General features: G+C 45.2%; 18 protein-coding genes and 1 pseudogene. 3 read left to right on the top strand and 16 right to left on the bottom strand.

Annotated features, from left to right (window positions below; all coding sequences use genetic code 11):
* Nucleotides 1-5: 5 nt before the first annotated feature.
* Nucleotides 6-1,157, bottom strand: coding sequence for a serine-tRNA(Ala) deacylase AlaX (locus NQ489_RS03220; protein WP_044962280.1), 1,152 nt, complete (start codon nt 1,155-1,157; stop codon nt 6-8).
* 150 nt (nt 1,158-1,307) lie between these two features.
* Between NQ489_RS03220 and NQ489_RS03215 the strand changes: the two genes are divergently transcribed.
* From NQ489_RS03215 to NQ489_RS03205, 3 genes are read left to right on the top strand one after another with little or no spacing between them, the layout of a single operon-like run.
* A complete protein-coding gene (locus NQ489_RS03215; RefSeq protein ID WP_021652820.1) occupies nt 1,308-1,841 on the top strand; it encodes an RNA polymerase sigma factor in 534 nt (177 codons plus the stop codon).
* A complete protein-coding gene (locus NQ489_RS03210; RefSeq protein ID WP_021652819.1) occupies nt 1,842-2,336 on the top strand; it encodes a hypothetical protein in 495 nt (164 codons plus the stop codon). It begins immediately after the preceding gene.
* Nucleotides 2,337-2,340: 4 nt separating this feature from the next.
* On the top strand, nt 2,341-3,027 hold the full coding sequence (locus NQ489_RS03205; RefSeq protein WP_021652818.1) for a hypothetical protein: 687 nt from the start codon (nt 2,341-2,343) through the stop codon (nt 3,025-3,027).
* Nucleotides 3,028-3,088: 61 nt separating this feature from the next.
* Here NQ489_RS03205 and atpC read toward each other — a convergent pair whose 3' ends face one another.
* The 15 genes and pseudogenes from atpC to NQ489_RS03130 all read right to left on the bottom strand — a co-directional run.
* On the bottom strand, nt 3,089-3,496 hold the full coding sequence (gene atpC / locus NQ489_RS03200; protein ID WP_015525582.1) for an ATP synthase F1 subunit epsilon: 408 nt from the start codon (nt 3,494-3,496) through the stop codon (nt 3,089-3,091).
* 9 nt (nt 3,497-3,505) lie between these two features.
* Complete coding sequence (atpD, locus tag NQ489_RS03195) at nt 3,506-4,903, bottom strand: F0F1 ATP synthase subunit beta (RefSeq protein ID WP_015525581.1); 1,398 nt, start codon at nt 4,901-4,903, stop codon at nt 3,506-3,508.
* Nucleotides 4,904-4,908: 5 nt separating this feature from the next.
* Nucleotides 4,909-5,799: an ATP synthase F1 subunit gamma gene (gene atpG, locus NQ489_RS03190; RefSeq protein WP_015525580.1), complete on the bottom strand. Its 891-nt coding sequence runs from the start codon at nt 5,797-5,799 to the stop codon at nt 4,909-4,911.
* Nucleotides 5,800-5,807: 8 nt separating this feature from the next.
* On the bottom strand, nt 5,808-7,316 hold the full coding sequence (atpA, locus tag NQ489_RS03185; RefSeq protein WP_021652816.1) for a F0F1 ATP synthase subunit alpha: 1,509 nt from the start codon (nt 7,314-7,316) through the stop codon (nt 5,808-5,810).
* Nucleotides 7,317-7,323: 7 nt separating this feature from the next.
* Nucleotides 7,324-7,827, bottom strand: a complete 504-nt coding sequence (gene atpH / locus NQ489_RS03180; RefSeq protein WP_015525579.1) for an ATP synthase F1 subunit delta — start codon at nt 7,825-7,827, stop codon at nt 7,324-7,326.
* On the bottom strand, nt 7,808-8,308 hold the full coding sequence (atpF, locus tag NQ489_RS03175) for a F0F1 ATP synthase subunit B (protein WP_022427145.1): 501 nt from the start codon (nt 8,306-8,308) through the stop codon (nt 7,808-7,810). Before atpF ends, atpH begins: the two co-directional genes overlap by 20 nt.
* A 50-nt stretch (nt 8,309-8,358) precedes the next feature.
* Complete coding sequence (gene atpE, locus NQ489_RS03170; protein WP_021652814.1) at nt 8,359-8,577, bottom strand: ATP synthase F0 subunit C; 219 nt, start codon at nt 8,575-8,577, stop codon at nt 8,359-8,361.
* Between the two features lie 63 nt (nt 8,578-8,640).
* Nucleotides 8,641-9,270: a F0F1 ATP synthase subunit A gene (locus NQ489_RS03165; protein ID WP_326929029.1), complete on the bottom strand. Its 630-nt coding sequence runs from the start codon at nt 9,268-9,270 to the stop codon at nt 8,641-8,643.
* 227 nt (nt 9,271-9,497) lie between these two features.
* Nucleotides 9,498-10,478: a biotin--[acetyl-CoA-carboxylase] ligase gene (locus NQ489_RS03160; RefSeq protein ID WP_021652812.1), complete on the bottom strand. Its 981-nt coding sequence runs from the start codon at nt 10,476-10,478 to the stop codon at nt 9,498-9,500.
* Nucleotides 10,479-10,754: 276 nt separating this feature from the next.
* The gene (locus NQ489_RS03155; protein WP_021652810.1) at nt 10,755-11,741 is read right to left on the bottom strand and encodes a helix-turn-helix transcriptional regulator; all 987 of its coding nucleotides are present in this window, start codon (nt 11,739-11,741) and stop codon (nt 10,755-10,757) included.
* Between the two features lie 18 nt (nt 11,742-11,759).
* Nucleotides 11,760-12,014 (bottom strand): hypothetical protein, encoded by a 255-nt coding sequence (locus tag NQ489_RS03150; protein ID WP_015525575.1) that lies wholly within the window; start codon nt 12,012-12,014, stop codon nt 11,760-11,762.
* 254 nt (nt 12,015-12,268) lie between these two features.
* Nucleotides 12,269-12,961: an LrgB family protein gene (locus NQ489_RS03145; RefSeq protein ID WP_021652807.1), complete on the bottom strand. Its 693-nt coding sequence runs from the start codon at nt 12,959-12,961 to the stop codon at nt 12,269-12,271.
* Nucleotides 12,958-13,320: a CidA/LrgA family protein gene (locus tag NQ489_RS03140; protein ID WP_015525571.1), complete on the bottom strand. Its 363-nt coding sequence runs from the start codon at nt 13,318-13,320 to the stop codon at nt 12,958-12,960. Before NQ489_RS03140 ends, NQ489_RS03145 begins: the two co-directional genes overlap by 4 nt.
* A gap of 272 nt (nt 13,321-13,592) precedes the next feature.
* Entirely contained in the window at nt 13,593-14,060 is a 468-nt protein-coding gene (locus NQ489_RS03135; protein WP_044962278.1) for a metallophosphoesterase family protein, read from the bottom strand.
* A gap of 189 nt (nt 14,061-14,249) precedes the next feature.
* Nucleotides 14,250-15,437: pseudogene (locus tag NQ489_RS03130) on the bottom strand (endonuclease Q family protein); the annotation flags it as partial.
* Nucleotides 15,438-15,587: the final 150 nt, after the last annotated feature.

The following is a 15,587-nucleotide window of genomic DNA, read 5'->3' as shown; positions in this document are numbered from 1 at the left end:
TTTCATCACTGCTCAAAAAAGTTTCGGATCTCTTTCTCAGATGCCTGCACCGACCCCTGTACAAAGAACGGCTTTCCACCTCCGCGTCCGTTTAATTTCGCATTCATCTCTTTTGTAAACTGACGGAGATCGCCGTCTTTTTCACCCATTGCATACTTGTAGCTTCCGTCTGCATTTCCGGAAAATACCGCACAGCAGCCCTGGCAGGTCTGTGTCACGGCGTCTGCAAGCTTCCGCACACTGTCTGCATCCATTCCATCCATAAAGATGAGAACGCTTCCGCTTCCTGCATAACGCTCTGCCTCTTTCCGGCACATGTCGTCTACCAGCTGCCCAACCTGTCCTTTCAGTCGGAAATTCTCTTCCTGAAGGCGTTCCACTGCCTGCGCAGTCTTATCCATTTTTGCGGAAAGCTTTACAGAAATCTGGTGGTTCTGGTCATTGACCATGTTCAGATAATCCAGCACACGTTTTCCGCAGATCATCTCAATACGGACACCTTCACGAAATTTTTCCACGGAAAGAAGTTTCACCATTCCGATCTCTCCGGTATGTGTCACATGAGTTCCGCAGCATGCACAGATATCCACCCCTGGAAATTCTACGATCCGCACCTGACCGGTGAGCTCTTTTTTGCTTCGGTAGTCGATTTTTTCCAGTTCCTCCGCTGTAGGATATATGATCTTTATCTGCGTATCTTCCCATATCTTTTGGTTTGTTTTCCGCTCGATCTCAGCAAGCTGCGCCTCATCCAACGGGCCATTCAGATCTATGGTAATGGTATCGCTTCCCATATGAAAGCCTACATTATCGTATCCGTAAGCCTCGTGGATCAGTCCGCTCACCATATGCTCACCGGAATGCTGCTGCATCAGATCAAATCTTCTTGCCCAATCGATGCGTCCCTGTACTTCTGTTCCGGCTTTCATCGGCTGATCTGTATAATGAAGAAGTTCTCCCTCCTTTTCATGCACTTCCTTTACTTTCACATCGTTGAGATATCCGGTATCGCTTGGCTGTCCGCCGCCCTCCGGGTAAAAAGCGCTCTCATCCAGAATGATATGAAAACCTTTTTTTGCTTCTCTGCACTCCAGGACTTTGGCTGTAAATTCTTTTTTATATACATCTTCATAATATAAACGTTTCGTCTCTGTCATTTGTCTCATCCTTTCTGCATCTCTGCTTTGACGACTTATAGTATAGACCAAATTTTCTCTCCCCGCTATATAAAAACGGCATTTATCCAATGATTTACATATTTTTCTATAAAAGCTGAAGGCTTTCCTTCAGGTTCCGCGTTATAATAAATGAAGCGGGAAGAGAAGGGAGCTGATTGCATTACACGGGAAGAATATCTGGAATATCTGATACATACATACCAAAACTTAATATTTTCCATTTGTCTGAAATCGGTGGGCAATCCCTTTGACGCCGAGGATCTGACACAGGATGTTTTTCTTTCCGCCTACAAAAATCTCTCCCGTTTTGATGGCACCTACGAAAAAGCCTGGCTCAGCAAGATCGCAGTCAGAAAATGTCTGGATCATCTGAAAGCAGCCGGCAGACGTACCATTCCCACAGAGGACACCTATTTTGAACAGCTCCATGATAAAGAGTTTTCCCCGGAGGAGGCATTTCTGGACAAAGATTTCAAGGATCGGATCCGGCATTTATGTGCAGCGCTGAAAAGCCCCTACAGGGAGGTTGCCCTTGAGCATTTCTGCGAAGAAAAAACCGCCGCAGAAATTGCAAAAGCGCAGAATAAAAATATCAAAACAGTCCAGACGCAGATCTACCGGTCCAGATCTATGCTGAAAGCACTGCTGGAAAGGAGTGATTAGATGCACATACCACAAGATGAATTACAGAAATTCCAGGACGGAACCATGAATACGGATGAAATGATCCATTTTCTGGAGCATATGGAGCAATGTGACTTCTGTCTGGATGAACTTCTTCAGAATGAGGATGCCGCTTCTGAGTATGCTCCATCCTATCTGCAGGATGAAATTCTGAAAAAAGCAGCTTCTCCGGAAGTTCAGGTTTCCAGAAAAATACATGAAACTGCTTATTGGATGAAGCTTCTCTGTGCAGGCTTACGGACTGCCGTAGGCATGGGTGTTGCGCTGATCATGCTTTTTTCTGTATCTCAGACAGATTTTACGGCTCTTCATCCTTCACCGGAAACAAAAGTTAAGATTTCTTCATCCCTTGACATTGGTTCCGGCCTAAACCAGCTTTCCATGCAGGTAGGTTCCCAGCTCAGTGAACATTCTCAGAAGATCAGTAATAATCTGAACGATCTTACGAATAAAATTATAAACGGAGGCAAGTAAATTTATGAAAAAACAAAAACATGGTTTCTGGGTATTTATCTTTTCCCTGATCCCCGGTGCCGGGGAAATGTACATGGGATTTAAAAAACAGGGACTTAGCATTATGCTGCTATTCTGGGGATCGATCGCACTGGCATCCATAACCGGTCTTGGATGGCTGGCCATGTTTCTCCCGGTGATATGGTTCTATAGTTTTTTTAATGTCCATAATCTGAAATCCCTGTCAGAAGAAGAATTCTACTCTGTAGAGGATAATTACATTCTTCACATGGATCAGTTTTCCGGTGATATGGGAAAATTCTTACAAAAACATCAGAGTGCAGCTGCATGGGTTCTGATCCTGTTTGGTATCTGCATCCTGTGGAGTCGTTTCACAAGTCTTCTGTACTTCATTGTACCGAATAATATGGCCGACTATGTATACAATATCTGCAACAGCCTTCCGCAGATCGTCATTGCTGTAGGTATCATTGCTGCAGGTATTTATCTTCTTACTCAGCAGAAAAAGAAACTGAAACAGGAAACCGAAACAAAAGATGAACATTACTGGGAACCCTACCGTCCATATCAGCAGCTGACAGAAAAGCCTGTTCATACTTCTGATAACTCAGACAAAGATACAGCTTCTGAAGCTTCTTCCATTACTGATCCGGAAAATACCGAATCTGATCCTGCTTCATCCACAAAATAACAGAGAAAAAAAAGATCCACTGCCAGTTTCCTGACAATGGATCTTTTTATATGATTTAAATTTACTGCTTATGTGTTACTTTAAGACGTGTCATCGCTCTCGCAAGTGCCATCTGGTTCATATGATACTCCTGGATGCTCTGTTTCTGACGAAGCTGCTCTTCTGCACGTTCCTTTGCTTCCTGAGCACGGCGGATATCAATCTCGTCCGGACTCTCTACGCTGAGGCAGAACAGCTTGGCACGGTTATTGATCATCTCAACAAATCCGCTGCTCACAGCAAACACATACTCATTACCGTCAGCATCCTCAAAACGCATCTCACCGGGAATGATGGCAGCTACAACATTCGCATGATGGGCAAGAAATCCCTGCTCACCATCCACTGCCGGGATAATAAGCTTCTGAGCACGTCCTGCATAAGCCAGTTTATTGCTGGCATATATTTCCAGGCCAAATGTCTCACTCATAGCTGCTCCTTACTGCCGGTTCTCCTCGGCTTTTGCTTTTGCAATTACATCATCAATGGTTCCAACATTAAAGAATGCGTTCTCCGGATAATCATCCATCTCGCCGTCAATGATCGCCTTAAATCCGCGGATCGTCTCTTTCAGAGGTACATATTTACCTTTGATACCGGTGAAGTTCTCAGCTACATGGAACGGCTGGGAAAGGAACTTCTGGATCTTTCTTGCACGGAATACTGTCTGCTTATCTTCCTCTGAGAGCTCCTCCATACCAAGAATAGCAATGATGTCCTGAAGTTCTTTATATTTCTGAAGGATCTCCTGTACTCTACGTGCAACCTCGTAATGTTCCTCACCAACAATATCTGCCTCCAGGATACGGGAAGTAGACTCAAGCGGATCTACGGCCGGATAAATACCCTGCTCAACGATCTTACGGGAAAGAACGGTTGTTGCATCCAGATGGGCAAATGTTGTTGCCGGAGCCGGGTCAGTTAAGTCATCGGCCGGTACATATACTGCCTGTACAGATGTAACAGAACCTTCCTTGGTAGATGCGATCCTCTCCTGAAGCTCACCCATCTCAGTTGCCAGTGTAGGCTGATATCCTACTGCGGATGGCATACGTCCAAGCAGAGCGGAAACCTCAGATCCTGCCTGTACAAAACGGAAGATATTATCAATGAAAAGAAGTACATCTCTGTGCTCCTGATCACGGAAATACTCTGCCATGGTAAGTCCTGTCTCAGCAACACGCATACGTGCTCCAGGCGGCTCGTTCATCTGTCCGAACACTAAGGCTGTCTTTTCAAGAACACCGGATTCCTTCATCTCTGTCCAAAGGTCATTACCCTCACGGGAACGCTCACCGACACCGGTGAAAATAGAATATCCACCATGCTCGGTAGCGATATTCTGGATCAGCTCCTGGATAAGGACTGTCTTACCAACACCGGCACCACCGAACAGACCGATCTTACCACCTTTTGCATATGGAGCAAGAAGGTCGATAACCTTGATACCTGTTTCCAGGATCTCAACTGCCGGTTTCTGCTCTTCAAATGAAGGCGGATCACGATGGATGACCCAATGCTCTTCACCGTCCAGGGAATCACCGCCATCTACGGTATCTCCAAGAACGTTGAACAGACGACCAAGTGTTTTATCTCCAACCGGAACCTTGATACCGCTTCCGGTAGCTGTTACTTCTCTGTCTCGCTGCAGGCCCTCGCTGGCTCCCAGCATGATGCAGCGTACGATATTATTTCCAAGGTGCTGGGACACCTCCATAACGCATCTCTTACCGTTGTTCTCGACTTCAAGGGCATCCTTGATATCCGGAAGCTGTCCGTCTTCAAAAACAACGTCTACAACAGGTCCCATAACCTGTACGATCTTACCTTTATTCATAGTCATCACTTCCTTTTTTGTGCTTTAGCACCGCTGATAACCTCAGTGATCTCCTGGGTGATCGCAGCCTGACGTGCACGATTATACTGAATGGAAAGATCCTTCAGCATCGCCTTCGCACTATCTGTAGAGGACTGCATTGCTGTCATTCTCGCACTGTTCTCACTGGCATATGCCTCTACAAGACATCCATAGATCACACCTGTAAGGTAGTTGGGGATCATAGTATCCAGAAGCACATCTGCAGACGGAGATAACACGATCTCCTCCTGATAAATATCTGCCGGGATCTGACCCACCTTAAAATCAGCCTTTTTCAGCGGTAAAAGCTGCATATTCACATTTTCCATTGCCATCGCATTCAGCATCTGTGTATAGACAATGTGAATTTCATCCAGCTCTCTTTCAAGAAATGCCCGTACGATCTCTTCCGTGATAAGGCGTGCTCTGTGCATAGTCGGCTTCTGCACGGTATAATGAAAACTGCCGTCCATATCCACATCTCTCTTGCCGAAATACTGACGCCCTACCATACCAAGGACATACAGCTTGTGATGTCCCGGTACCTCTTCCATGAAATCTTCTGTCATTTTCTGTACATTATGATTGTATGCACCAGCCATACCTTTATCACCTGTAATGACAATGGTACCTACCTTTCTTTCATCCTTCGGAACAAGATGACGCTCACTGAAGAAAGGATGCTGGATGTCCGGCATATGACGGAGGATCCTGGCAATGGCAGCCTGCATATTATAGAAATATGGTTCCGTGTCCTGCAGGATCTTCTTGGCCTTCTGCATCTTGGAAGAAGAAATCATGTACATCGCATTGGTGATCTTCATGGTGTCCTGAATGCTTTTCATACGAGTCTGTATTTCTTTTGCATTTGCCATATCAACACCTACCTGCTCTTATCTCTGAATTCTTCTGCCGCCTTTACGATTTTCTCTACAAGCTCATCAGAGAGCTGCTTTGTAGTCTCGATCTCTTTGCCGATCTCAGGATATACATTATCAAAGTACTCCAGAAGATCCTTCTGATATTTCTTGATCTCTTTCTTTTCTACATCTACCATCAGCTTGTGAGTCGCAACGCAGAGAGTAATTACCTGCTGATGAAGACTTAACGGGCTGCAGAGCGGCTGTTTCAGAAGCTCCATCAGACAGCTTCCGTATTTCAGCTGTGCAGTTGTAGCCTCATCCAGATCTGAACTGAACTGGGTGAACACTTCCATCTCTCTGTACTGTGCCAGGTCGATACGTACACTACCGGAAGCTTTCTTCATAGCCTTGGTCTGTGCAGCACCACCAACACGGGATACGGAAAGACCAACATTGACTGCCGGACGCATACCTGAGAAGAACAGATCACTTTCCAGGAAGATCTGACCATCTGTGATGGAAATTACGTTTGTAGGAATATATGCAGATACATCACCGGCCTGTGTCTCGATGATCGGAAGTGCCGTAATGGATCCGCCGCCTGCCTCTTCACTCAGACGGCTGGAACGCTCCAGAAGTCTGGAATGAAGATAGAATACGTCACCAGGATATGCCTCACGTCCCGGAGAACGCTCAAGCAGAAGTGACAATGCACGATATGCCACTGCATGCTTGGAAAGATCATCATATACGATCAGTACGTCTTTACCCTGATACATGAAATACTCTGCAAGAGCAGTACCAGCATAAGGAGCAATATACTGAAGCGGTGCACAGTCGCTGGCTGTTGCGGAGAATACGGTTGTATACTCCATTGCACCGTATTTTTCAAGATTGGAAACTACCTTTGCAACGGTAGAAGCTTTCTGTCCGATAGCAACATAGATACAGATCACATCCTTACCTTTCTGGTTGATGATCGTATCGGTTGCGATGGATGTTTTACCTGTCTGTCTGTCGCCGATGATCAGCTCTCGCTGTCCACGGCCGATCGGGAACATGGAATCAATGGAAAGGATTCCTGTTTCCAGAGGTACAGTTACAGACTTACGGTCGATGATTCCAGGAGCCGGGTTCTCGATCGGGCGGTATTCCTCTGCCTGGATCTCTCCCTTTCCATCAATAGGCTCACCAAGTGCGTTCACGATTCTTCCGATAAATTTATCCCCTACCGGAATACCTGCCTGCTTGCCAGTTCTGGCAACCTTGGTACCTTCCTTGATTCCTGTATCCTTTCCGAAAAGAATACATCCCATGCTGTTGGCACGGACATCCTGTACCATACCTTTCAGACCATTCTCGAAGGTCACGACCTCACCGTACATGGCATGATCGATGCCATAAACAGTTGCGATACCATCTCCCACGGAGATGACAGTGCCTACTTCCTGGTCCTTGCTGATTTCGTCATAGTTCTTTATTTCTTCCTTGAGAATCGAAATGATTTCATCTGGATTTATTGCACCCAATTCAATTTCACCTCCGGGTTAATTTCTGTTTCAGTTTCTTATAACGTCCGATGAGGCTCCAGTCGTACTCACGATCTCCTGCCCTGAGAACAAATCCACCTACAAGGCTTTTATCCTCTGTAAGGGTAAGTTCCACTTCTCTGGCAGAAAACTGGCTACGGAGAAACTCCTTCATCTTATTTTCCTGCTCTTCGGCAGGACGTGTTACATAAAGAAGCTCTGCCTTGAGAATTCCTTTCTGTTCCCGGCTGTAAGCATCATAAGCTTCAAGGATCTCTCCGATTCTGTCAATCTTCTGATACTTACACGTTACTTTAAGAAAACTCTTCATTTCCTGCGGAAAAACCCGCTCTATTACCTGTTCTTTTTCTTTGAGGGAAACAAGTGGATTTTCAAGCATCTTACCTATCTCAGGTGTATTCTTAAAAATCCTTCCTGTTTCGCAGATTGCCTCCCCCGGGACAGAAAGACCGTATAATGCTTTTGCATAATTAATGGACGTCTCTGTCATGAGGATCACCTGCTCCTTCTAAAAACTGGTCATATAGGGACATATCCTGTGCTTCGTCGTTCTTTTTTCCCATGATTCTGGATGCTGCATCCATTGCCAGCTCAGCCACTTTGCCTTCCATCGCTTTCATAGCAGCTTCCTGCTCAGTGCTGATATCTCTTCTTGCTTTCTCAAGAATCTGACCAGCCTGATCATTAGCTCTCTTCACGATGCTGTCTGCCTGTACTTTTGCCTCGTCCTTAGCCTGCTCTACAATACTGAAGGATTCCTCCTTCGCAGATTTCAGTGCATCCTCATACTGTCCTTTCAGCTGGTTTGCTTCAGTAGTTGTCTTCTCTGCTGAAGCAAACTGCTCATCGATCATAGCTTTTCTCTTCTCCATAACACCAATGATCGGGCCGAAAAGGAACTTCTTCATTAAAAGATAAAGAACGATCAGGTTTATAATAGTAAAGACAAGGTTGATATCAATTTTAATCACCTGGTCCACCTGCCTCTCTTAATCCTGAATTAGTATCTCGTCTTTACCTATTAGCCAAGCATGATGATGATCAGAAGACCGATTACGAAACCGTAAATAGCTGTTGCCTCTGCAAGAGCACATCCAAGAAGAAGCGCTTTACTGATCTTGCTCTCTGCCTCTGGCTGTCTTGCGATAGCTTCTACTGCTTTAGATGTTGCAAGACCGATACCAATACCTGCTCCAATACCTGTAAGAACTGCGATAGCTGCACCAATTGCGATTAACATAGTTTTTTCCTCCTGTAAAATACAATTTTTTTCATTTTTAGATCAAGCGAATCTTCCGCTTCACTACTCAATTGCTTCCTTAATGAACAAGGATGTTAAGAATACAAATACATACGCCTGTATGAATCCGTCGAAGAAATCAAAATACAGGCTGAATGGTATGGGAAGAATGGCCGGACAAACAAACTCCAGCAGCTTCATAACTACGAAGCTTCCCAGAACATTACCGAACAACCGCATGCAGAGAGATGTAGGTCTGATCGCTATTTCCAGAATGTTGATCGGAAGCATGATCGGAACCGGCTCCGCAAAGCTTTTCAGGAAACCCTTCAGTCCCCTTTTATGAAAGCCTGCATACTCGATCAGAATAATGCTCATCAGCGCCAGCGCAATGGTAACATTCATGTCCTTCGTTGGTGGTGTAAAACCAAATACGCCTGCGATATTGGCTATTCCGATGTAAATTACGGTTGACATCAAATAAGGCACATACTGTTTGCCTTCTTCTCCAAGGATACCCATGAAGAAATCCTGAAGAAAACTTACCCCGGTCTCCAGAAGCAGCTGCTTCTTACCCGGATTTTCCACACTGAGATTCCGAACTAAGATCAGAGACAGAATCACAAGAACTGCCATGATGACCCATGTGACTACCACGCATTCTGCAATTGGTATTCCACCAAACGCCGGAATGGTAAAGGCTGTCTTACTGTTTAGTTCTTCTGCCAGTGTACTTGATAAATCTCCCGTTTTTCTCCCTCCTTTTCTCTTGGCGCTGATCGTATCTTTTTATAATTGGTATGACCACGCCTTGTAGTTGACTTTATTTTACTCCGCATTTCCAGAATGTCAATATTATTTTTGCCTGTTTTGCACAAAAAAGGATCTGTTTTTTATACAAAATATACAATTCATTTCAATTAACCTTGATCCGACTTCCTGCGTACAGATACTTCTCCATAAGAAAGCAGGGTTTCTGAACCATCCTGTTCTCTCACAAGAAGCCTTCCATCTGGTGCTATGGATTCTGCATAAGCTTCCCTTGTACACTGTCCGTCTGTGATCACGATCATGTTTCCAGGAATGATATTATTTTCTGTATATTCTCTGGAAAGTCCCGGAGTCTCCACTTCCATGAGAAGCTGATTGACGATCTCCGCCACAAGAATACTGCAGTTTATATGCTCTGCGTCATTCCTGTTTTCAAATAATGCTCCAGCCGTTTCCTGTATATCTTCAGGAAACCCATCTTCCGGCATATACAGATTCAAACCAATTCCTACAACTGCAAACTCAATGTTCCCGCTTTCAAAGTCTGTAACAGCCTCTGTCAGTATCCCACACACTTTCTTATTATGAAAATACAGATCATTGACCCATTTGATCCCAAGGTCGATCCCGCAGATTTTCTTCACTGCACGGCACACTGCAGTTGCCGCCGCTGTAGTGATCAGGAGTCCTTCCTTCAGAGTTCGGTCAGGTCTTAGAACGATACTCATATAAAGTCCTGCATTTTCAGGAGAATAAAAACTTCGGCCTCTTCGGCCTCTTCCGCTTTTCTGTCTGCGCGCCAGTATCAGTGCACCATGACCTGCTTCTCCTGAAAATGCAGTCTCCTTGGCTGCCCGGTTTGTAGAATCCAGTTCTCTGTATATTTTTACAGGGACATCCGGATGATCGAGGTAAAGCCGTATTCCTTCTTCCGATAAACGGCTGCCTCCTCGAAGCACATAGCCTTTGTTTGGTCCAGCTTCTATGGTATATCCCTCTTCACGAAGGGATTTCACAGCTTTCCAGATGGCTGCCCGTGTGCAGTTTAGTTCTGCTGCTGCCGCCTCTCCGGATATCAGTTCATTCTCGTGCTGCTCCAGAAGCTTCAGCATTCTTGCTTTTACAGTCATATCTTCACCGTCCGTAATCTGCCTGAAATGGCAAAATTTATTCCCTCCTAAGAGTCGAAAGCATTATAGCACTTAAGCATCGCGATGTCTATTATCTTTTTTATATATGCTATCTATATTATTTTTATATTTCAGATGCAGCTATTATATGATTTTTCTCATTTTTGTCTGTTTTCATTTATTTTTTTATATATTATTTCTGTTGAAAACCTGCAGACTCAGGAGTGAATTTTCCTGAATCTTTATTATATACAGATTTTCTTTATCATATATTTATCATTTGTAATTAGAAAGACTTTTCTCAAGAAATTCCCGGTACTTATCGCGAACCTCATCCGGTGACGCGATCACCGCATCCGGGCCAAGACTGGCTATCCAGCCAAAGAACTGGTCACTGATATTTACACGAACCAGTGTTTTGAAATGTTCAGGATCCTTCCTGTGTATCATAATATCTCTGCCAAACCGATCCAGCACCACCCCGACCAAGCGGTTATGTGCTTCCAGACATATGGTTACTTCTCTGCTGCCAAACATCCCGAAGGTCCTGAATGTCAGCTCCCCTATATCATAATTCTCAAAAAATTCTCTGCCGCGTCGCACCTCCTTCTCTATACGGATCTGCTGGAGCTTATCTACCTGATACTGCTTAACCCTTCCACACTTCTCATCGTAAGTGATCAGATAATACTCCTCATTCTGCCATACAAGTCCCCAGGGACTGACCGAATATCGTTCTCCCTCATTCTCCGGACGCAGCTTCTTCTCCACAGTCCATTCACAATATTGAAAAGAAATCTGCCTGTCCTCAGTTAATGCACGCTGGATCATATCAATACTGTAATACACATTCTCATTTATAGTCCGGATACGGTTCTCTGCAAATCCCTGTCGCCGCAGCTGTCTGGACTCATAAACACTGGCAAGGCTCTCCAGCTTCCTGATCAGCTGTCGGGATTTCCCATTGGTGATACATCTGGAGGACTGTACTGCATCCACCAGAAGTCTCAGCTCCGGAAGCTCAAATTCCCGACTGGCAAGATAAAAACCGGCCGGGTGCTCCCGACGGTTCAGGATATCCATTCCAAAATTCCGCAGGGTTTCAATATCATCATAGACAGTCTTACGCTCTGCACTGATCCCCAGACTATTCAGATAGGCGATCAGCTCCTTCACGGACATCGGATGCTCTTCGTCCGTCTGCTCCAGAAAAATGCGCATCAGATATAAAATTTTAATCTTCTGGTTAAAGACCCTTGGCATCCTTTCTCCTCCGTTCTGCTACTTGTCTGTCAGTGATGCTACCACTGCAAAATATAATACCATGAATGACAATACAACAGCAACGATATCTGCTCCGCGGAAATCAAAATTAAACAGCATCGCCCCGCCAAGCATGATCTCCATTGTAAGAAGTGCGCCCAGTACCATTGCCATTCCTGAGGAAAGCTTCTGTCTGCCGCAATGTCCTCTCTCAGCTTCCACATATCTTCCTTCTGCCAATACTGCCTTCCTGCTGCTCTCTGTATTCCACATAAGATCCATCCTCCCTGTCCTATGTTCGTCTCACGATTTATCGAACATATTTTCCAAACATATTTTCTGTATGTTTGCATTATAGCTCATTTTTAGTCCAATAAAACGGTACAAATATGGTTTTTCCGAACATTTGTTTATTTTATACAAAAATATGTTCGTCTTTAAAATCCACAAAAAAAGCCTGCCGTAAACGACAGACTTGTAAAATGTAACACTTTGAAAGGGCATTTGAAATCCTATGATATCTGCTTTTACATCATTCCCGCAAACACAGACGCTCCTACAACCGTAAGCAATCCGGCTACGGCAATGGCAAGGCTGCTCATAGCTCCTTCTACCGGGCCAAGCTCCATGGCTTTGGCAGTTCCGATGGCATGGGCAGATGTTCCAAGTCCAAGGCCTCTTGCGATCGGCTCCTCGATCTTTGCGATCTTGTAGACAACCTCTGCAATCATATTTCCCAGAACTCCTGTGATGATGATCACGGCAACGGTGATGGTCACGATACCGCCAAGCTCCTCGGAAACACCCATTCCGATAGCAGTTGTGATAGACTTCGGAAGCATGGTGACATATTCCTGATGATCAAAGCCAAACAATTTCGCCATAAGCAGAATGCTGCAAAGCCCGGCCAGCGTTCCGGAAAAGATCCCGGCAACCACTGCCTTGAGATTTTTTTTCAGCAGATGGATCTGCTCATAAAGGGGCACTGCCAGACAGACTGTTGCCGGGGTCAGCAGATAGCTGATATATTTTCCACCTTCATTGTAATCATCATAATCAATATGGAAGATCAAAAGAACACCGATAACACAGATGATCGAGATCAAAAGCGGATTAAAGATTGCCATTTTAAACTTCTTTTTCAGGATCAGACCGATCTCATAGGCGATCAGACTTATCATTGCTCCGAAAAATGCGGAGTTTTTTATGAATTCCATCATTTTTCAGTTCCTCTCTTTCCCATACGGATCACTCCCTGTGTTACTTTTCCTGTTACGACCATTACGATCACCGTGCTGATAAACGTCATGATGAGAACCGGTACACAGATCGGTTTCAGAGTACTCCAGGCTGTGATCAGTCCCGCACCAGCCGGCACAAACATCACCGGCATGATCTCAACCAGAAAATCTGCCGCACCTTTGACCTGATCCAGCTTCAGAATACCTGTGAGCAAAGCCACCAGCATAATGATCAATCCATAGACACTGGCCGGTACCGGAAGTGGAAGAAAAGTTTTCAGTAATTCTCCAATGACGGAAATCAACAGGATGATGCTGAACTGCTGCACATGCTTCATGTTGCATCCCTCCTGATTCATGTAAAGCGCATATTCACATTTTGCTTTACTGCATACTCATGAACGCAGCTGCGTTCAAATTCTGCGCTCAAACGAATTTTTCAAAAGTGGTAAGACCACTTTTGTTTTAAACGTTTTTTAATTATACGCTACAAATCCAAAATTACAAGGATTGTATCCAATAAAATACAAAAAATCCTTTTATGCATCAGCGTATTCCAGTAATCTACAGAAACGGATCTGCATAAAAGGATCTATAAACAGGGTTATGATTATTTCCTGAAATTTTCCGCCAAAATGATTTTTTCCACCTGATATTTGCCATCCTCCACAGTCATCACCGCCATGGTAACCTCTCCGCCAAAGCGGCTTCTTCCACAGCTTCCCGGATTCAGCCACAGTCTGCCATCGATCATCTTCTCAAAATATTTGTGAGTATGTCCGAAAATGACCACCTGTGTGTCCCCCAGCTCCCACGCAGCGTCTTTTTTGTTATGGACCATAAAAAATTTCACGCCGCCAATGGTAAAGCTTAGACTGGTGCGGAGATTTTCCGCCCAGTCTTTATCATTATTTCCACGGACCACATAGAGATTTCCCATGGAACGCAGTACATCCAGGATCTCGTCTTTATTGACATCTCCGGCATGAAGAATGTATTTGCAGTCTTTTAAGATTTCCAGTACCTCCGGCCGCAGAAGGCCGTGAGTGTCTGATATGATGCCGATTTTTTCTTTCATGATCTCTATCCTGCTCCAATCCTTTATCATTATCGCCTTTTACCTTTTGCAGTTCACGCTATGACCGGCAATACTCTTCACAATACATAAATATTTAACAGCTGCTTCTTTTCACACCATTTCAGAAATTTTCTTAATTGGATCAAGCCGATATTCGCACCCCCGCAGAGGACTTACCTGATTCGGTTAAAACAATTCTATTTTTCCATATTCTCCGTCAGATCCCGGTTTCCGCACCACTTCTCCTGCACGGAGCCGCCGGATGCCTTCCGCCAGAACTTCTCCGCCGGCTTTTCGGATATCTTCCGGCGGAACCTCTCTCAATATGGTAAATTCCGCACCCAGTCTTTCAAGCAGCGCCTCGTACTGTCCCTGAACTTTTTTGCTTGCCGTGGAAAATCCCACGCAGGCGGAGATCACCTCCGGTAGCGGCATCAGGCTTTCATAAGGACGGCCGCTTTCCGGCATGGCCACTGAACTCTCGTCACGATCTGATAACTGCAGGATCCTGTGATCCACACCCATGGTCAGCTTCTTTCCGCAGACCGGGCAAATACCGTTATACCTCTCTGCCTCTTTCGGACTCAGGCACACGCCGCACTTCCGATGCCCGTCAAAATGATATTTTCCTTCTTCCGGAAAAAATTCAATCGTCCCTTCAAGCCCCTTACCTTTCTGCACTGCATTCCAAAGTCCCTGATAGGAAAGCTCTATATCCAGAAGATCCGCTTCCCTTCCCAGCTTCGACGGTGAATGTGCATCCGAATGGGACACCAGCTGATAGCCATCCAGCGCCGAGATCTGCCAGTTCATCGCCGGATCTGAAGAAAGTCCTGTCTCCAGGGCATGGATGTAAGGTGTCAGTTCTTCAAAGCATTCTTCTATGGTATCAAATCCGGACTTCGCCCCGAACAGAGAAAAATGTGGGGTCCAGATATGCGCGGGGATATAGATACCCTCCTCACTGACCTCCAGCATCATTTCCAGAAGATCATGACAGGGCAGCCCCAAAATAGGACGTCCGTCTGAATGGATATTTCCGATCTTTTCCAGCCTTGCGGCAAAAGCATCTGCCTCATTGAATCCCGGAAGCAGGATCAGGCTGTGCACCTTCCTGGTTTTTCCGCCTTTTTTATAGATGGAACTGATCTCACCGGACAGTACGAACCTGGGTGCTTTTCCAGGATAGCGTGACGCCTCCGGCAAAACATATTCCTCTTTCAGCCGGAACAGTCCCTGTTCCGCAGGGATCAGCTTATCCTTCAGCTCCTGCCGCCAGATGGGATGTGTCATATCTCCGGTTCCAAGGAGTGTGATCCCTTTTTTCCGCGCCCAGAGATCCAGCATCTCCGGCGTGCCATCTTTACTGGTTGCCATGGAATATCTGGAATGTATGTGCAGGTCTGCGATCTGTTTCAAAATTTTTCCTCCTGTATCATCTTTTCCTCTGTCCACATGTACATCCTGTCTTTTTTAACAAAAACGCAAACAAAGAAATTACCGTCTTCTTTGTCTGCCTGAATGACC

The organism is Blautia sp. KLE_1732_HM_1032, from assembly GCF_025147905.1.
Taxonomy (GTDB): domain Bacteria; phylum Bacillota; class Clostridia; order Lachnospirales; family Lachnospiraceae; genus Blautia_A; species Blautia_A fusiformis.
This window is presented reverse-complemented; position numbering and strand designations above follow the sequence as displayed.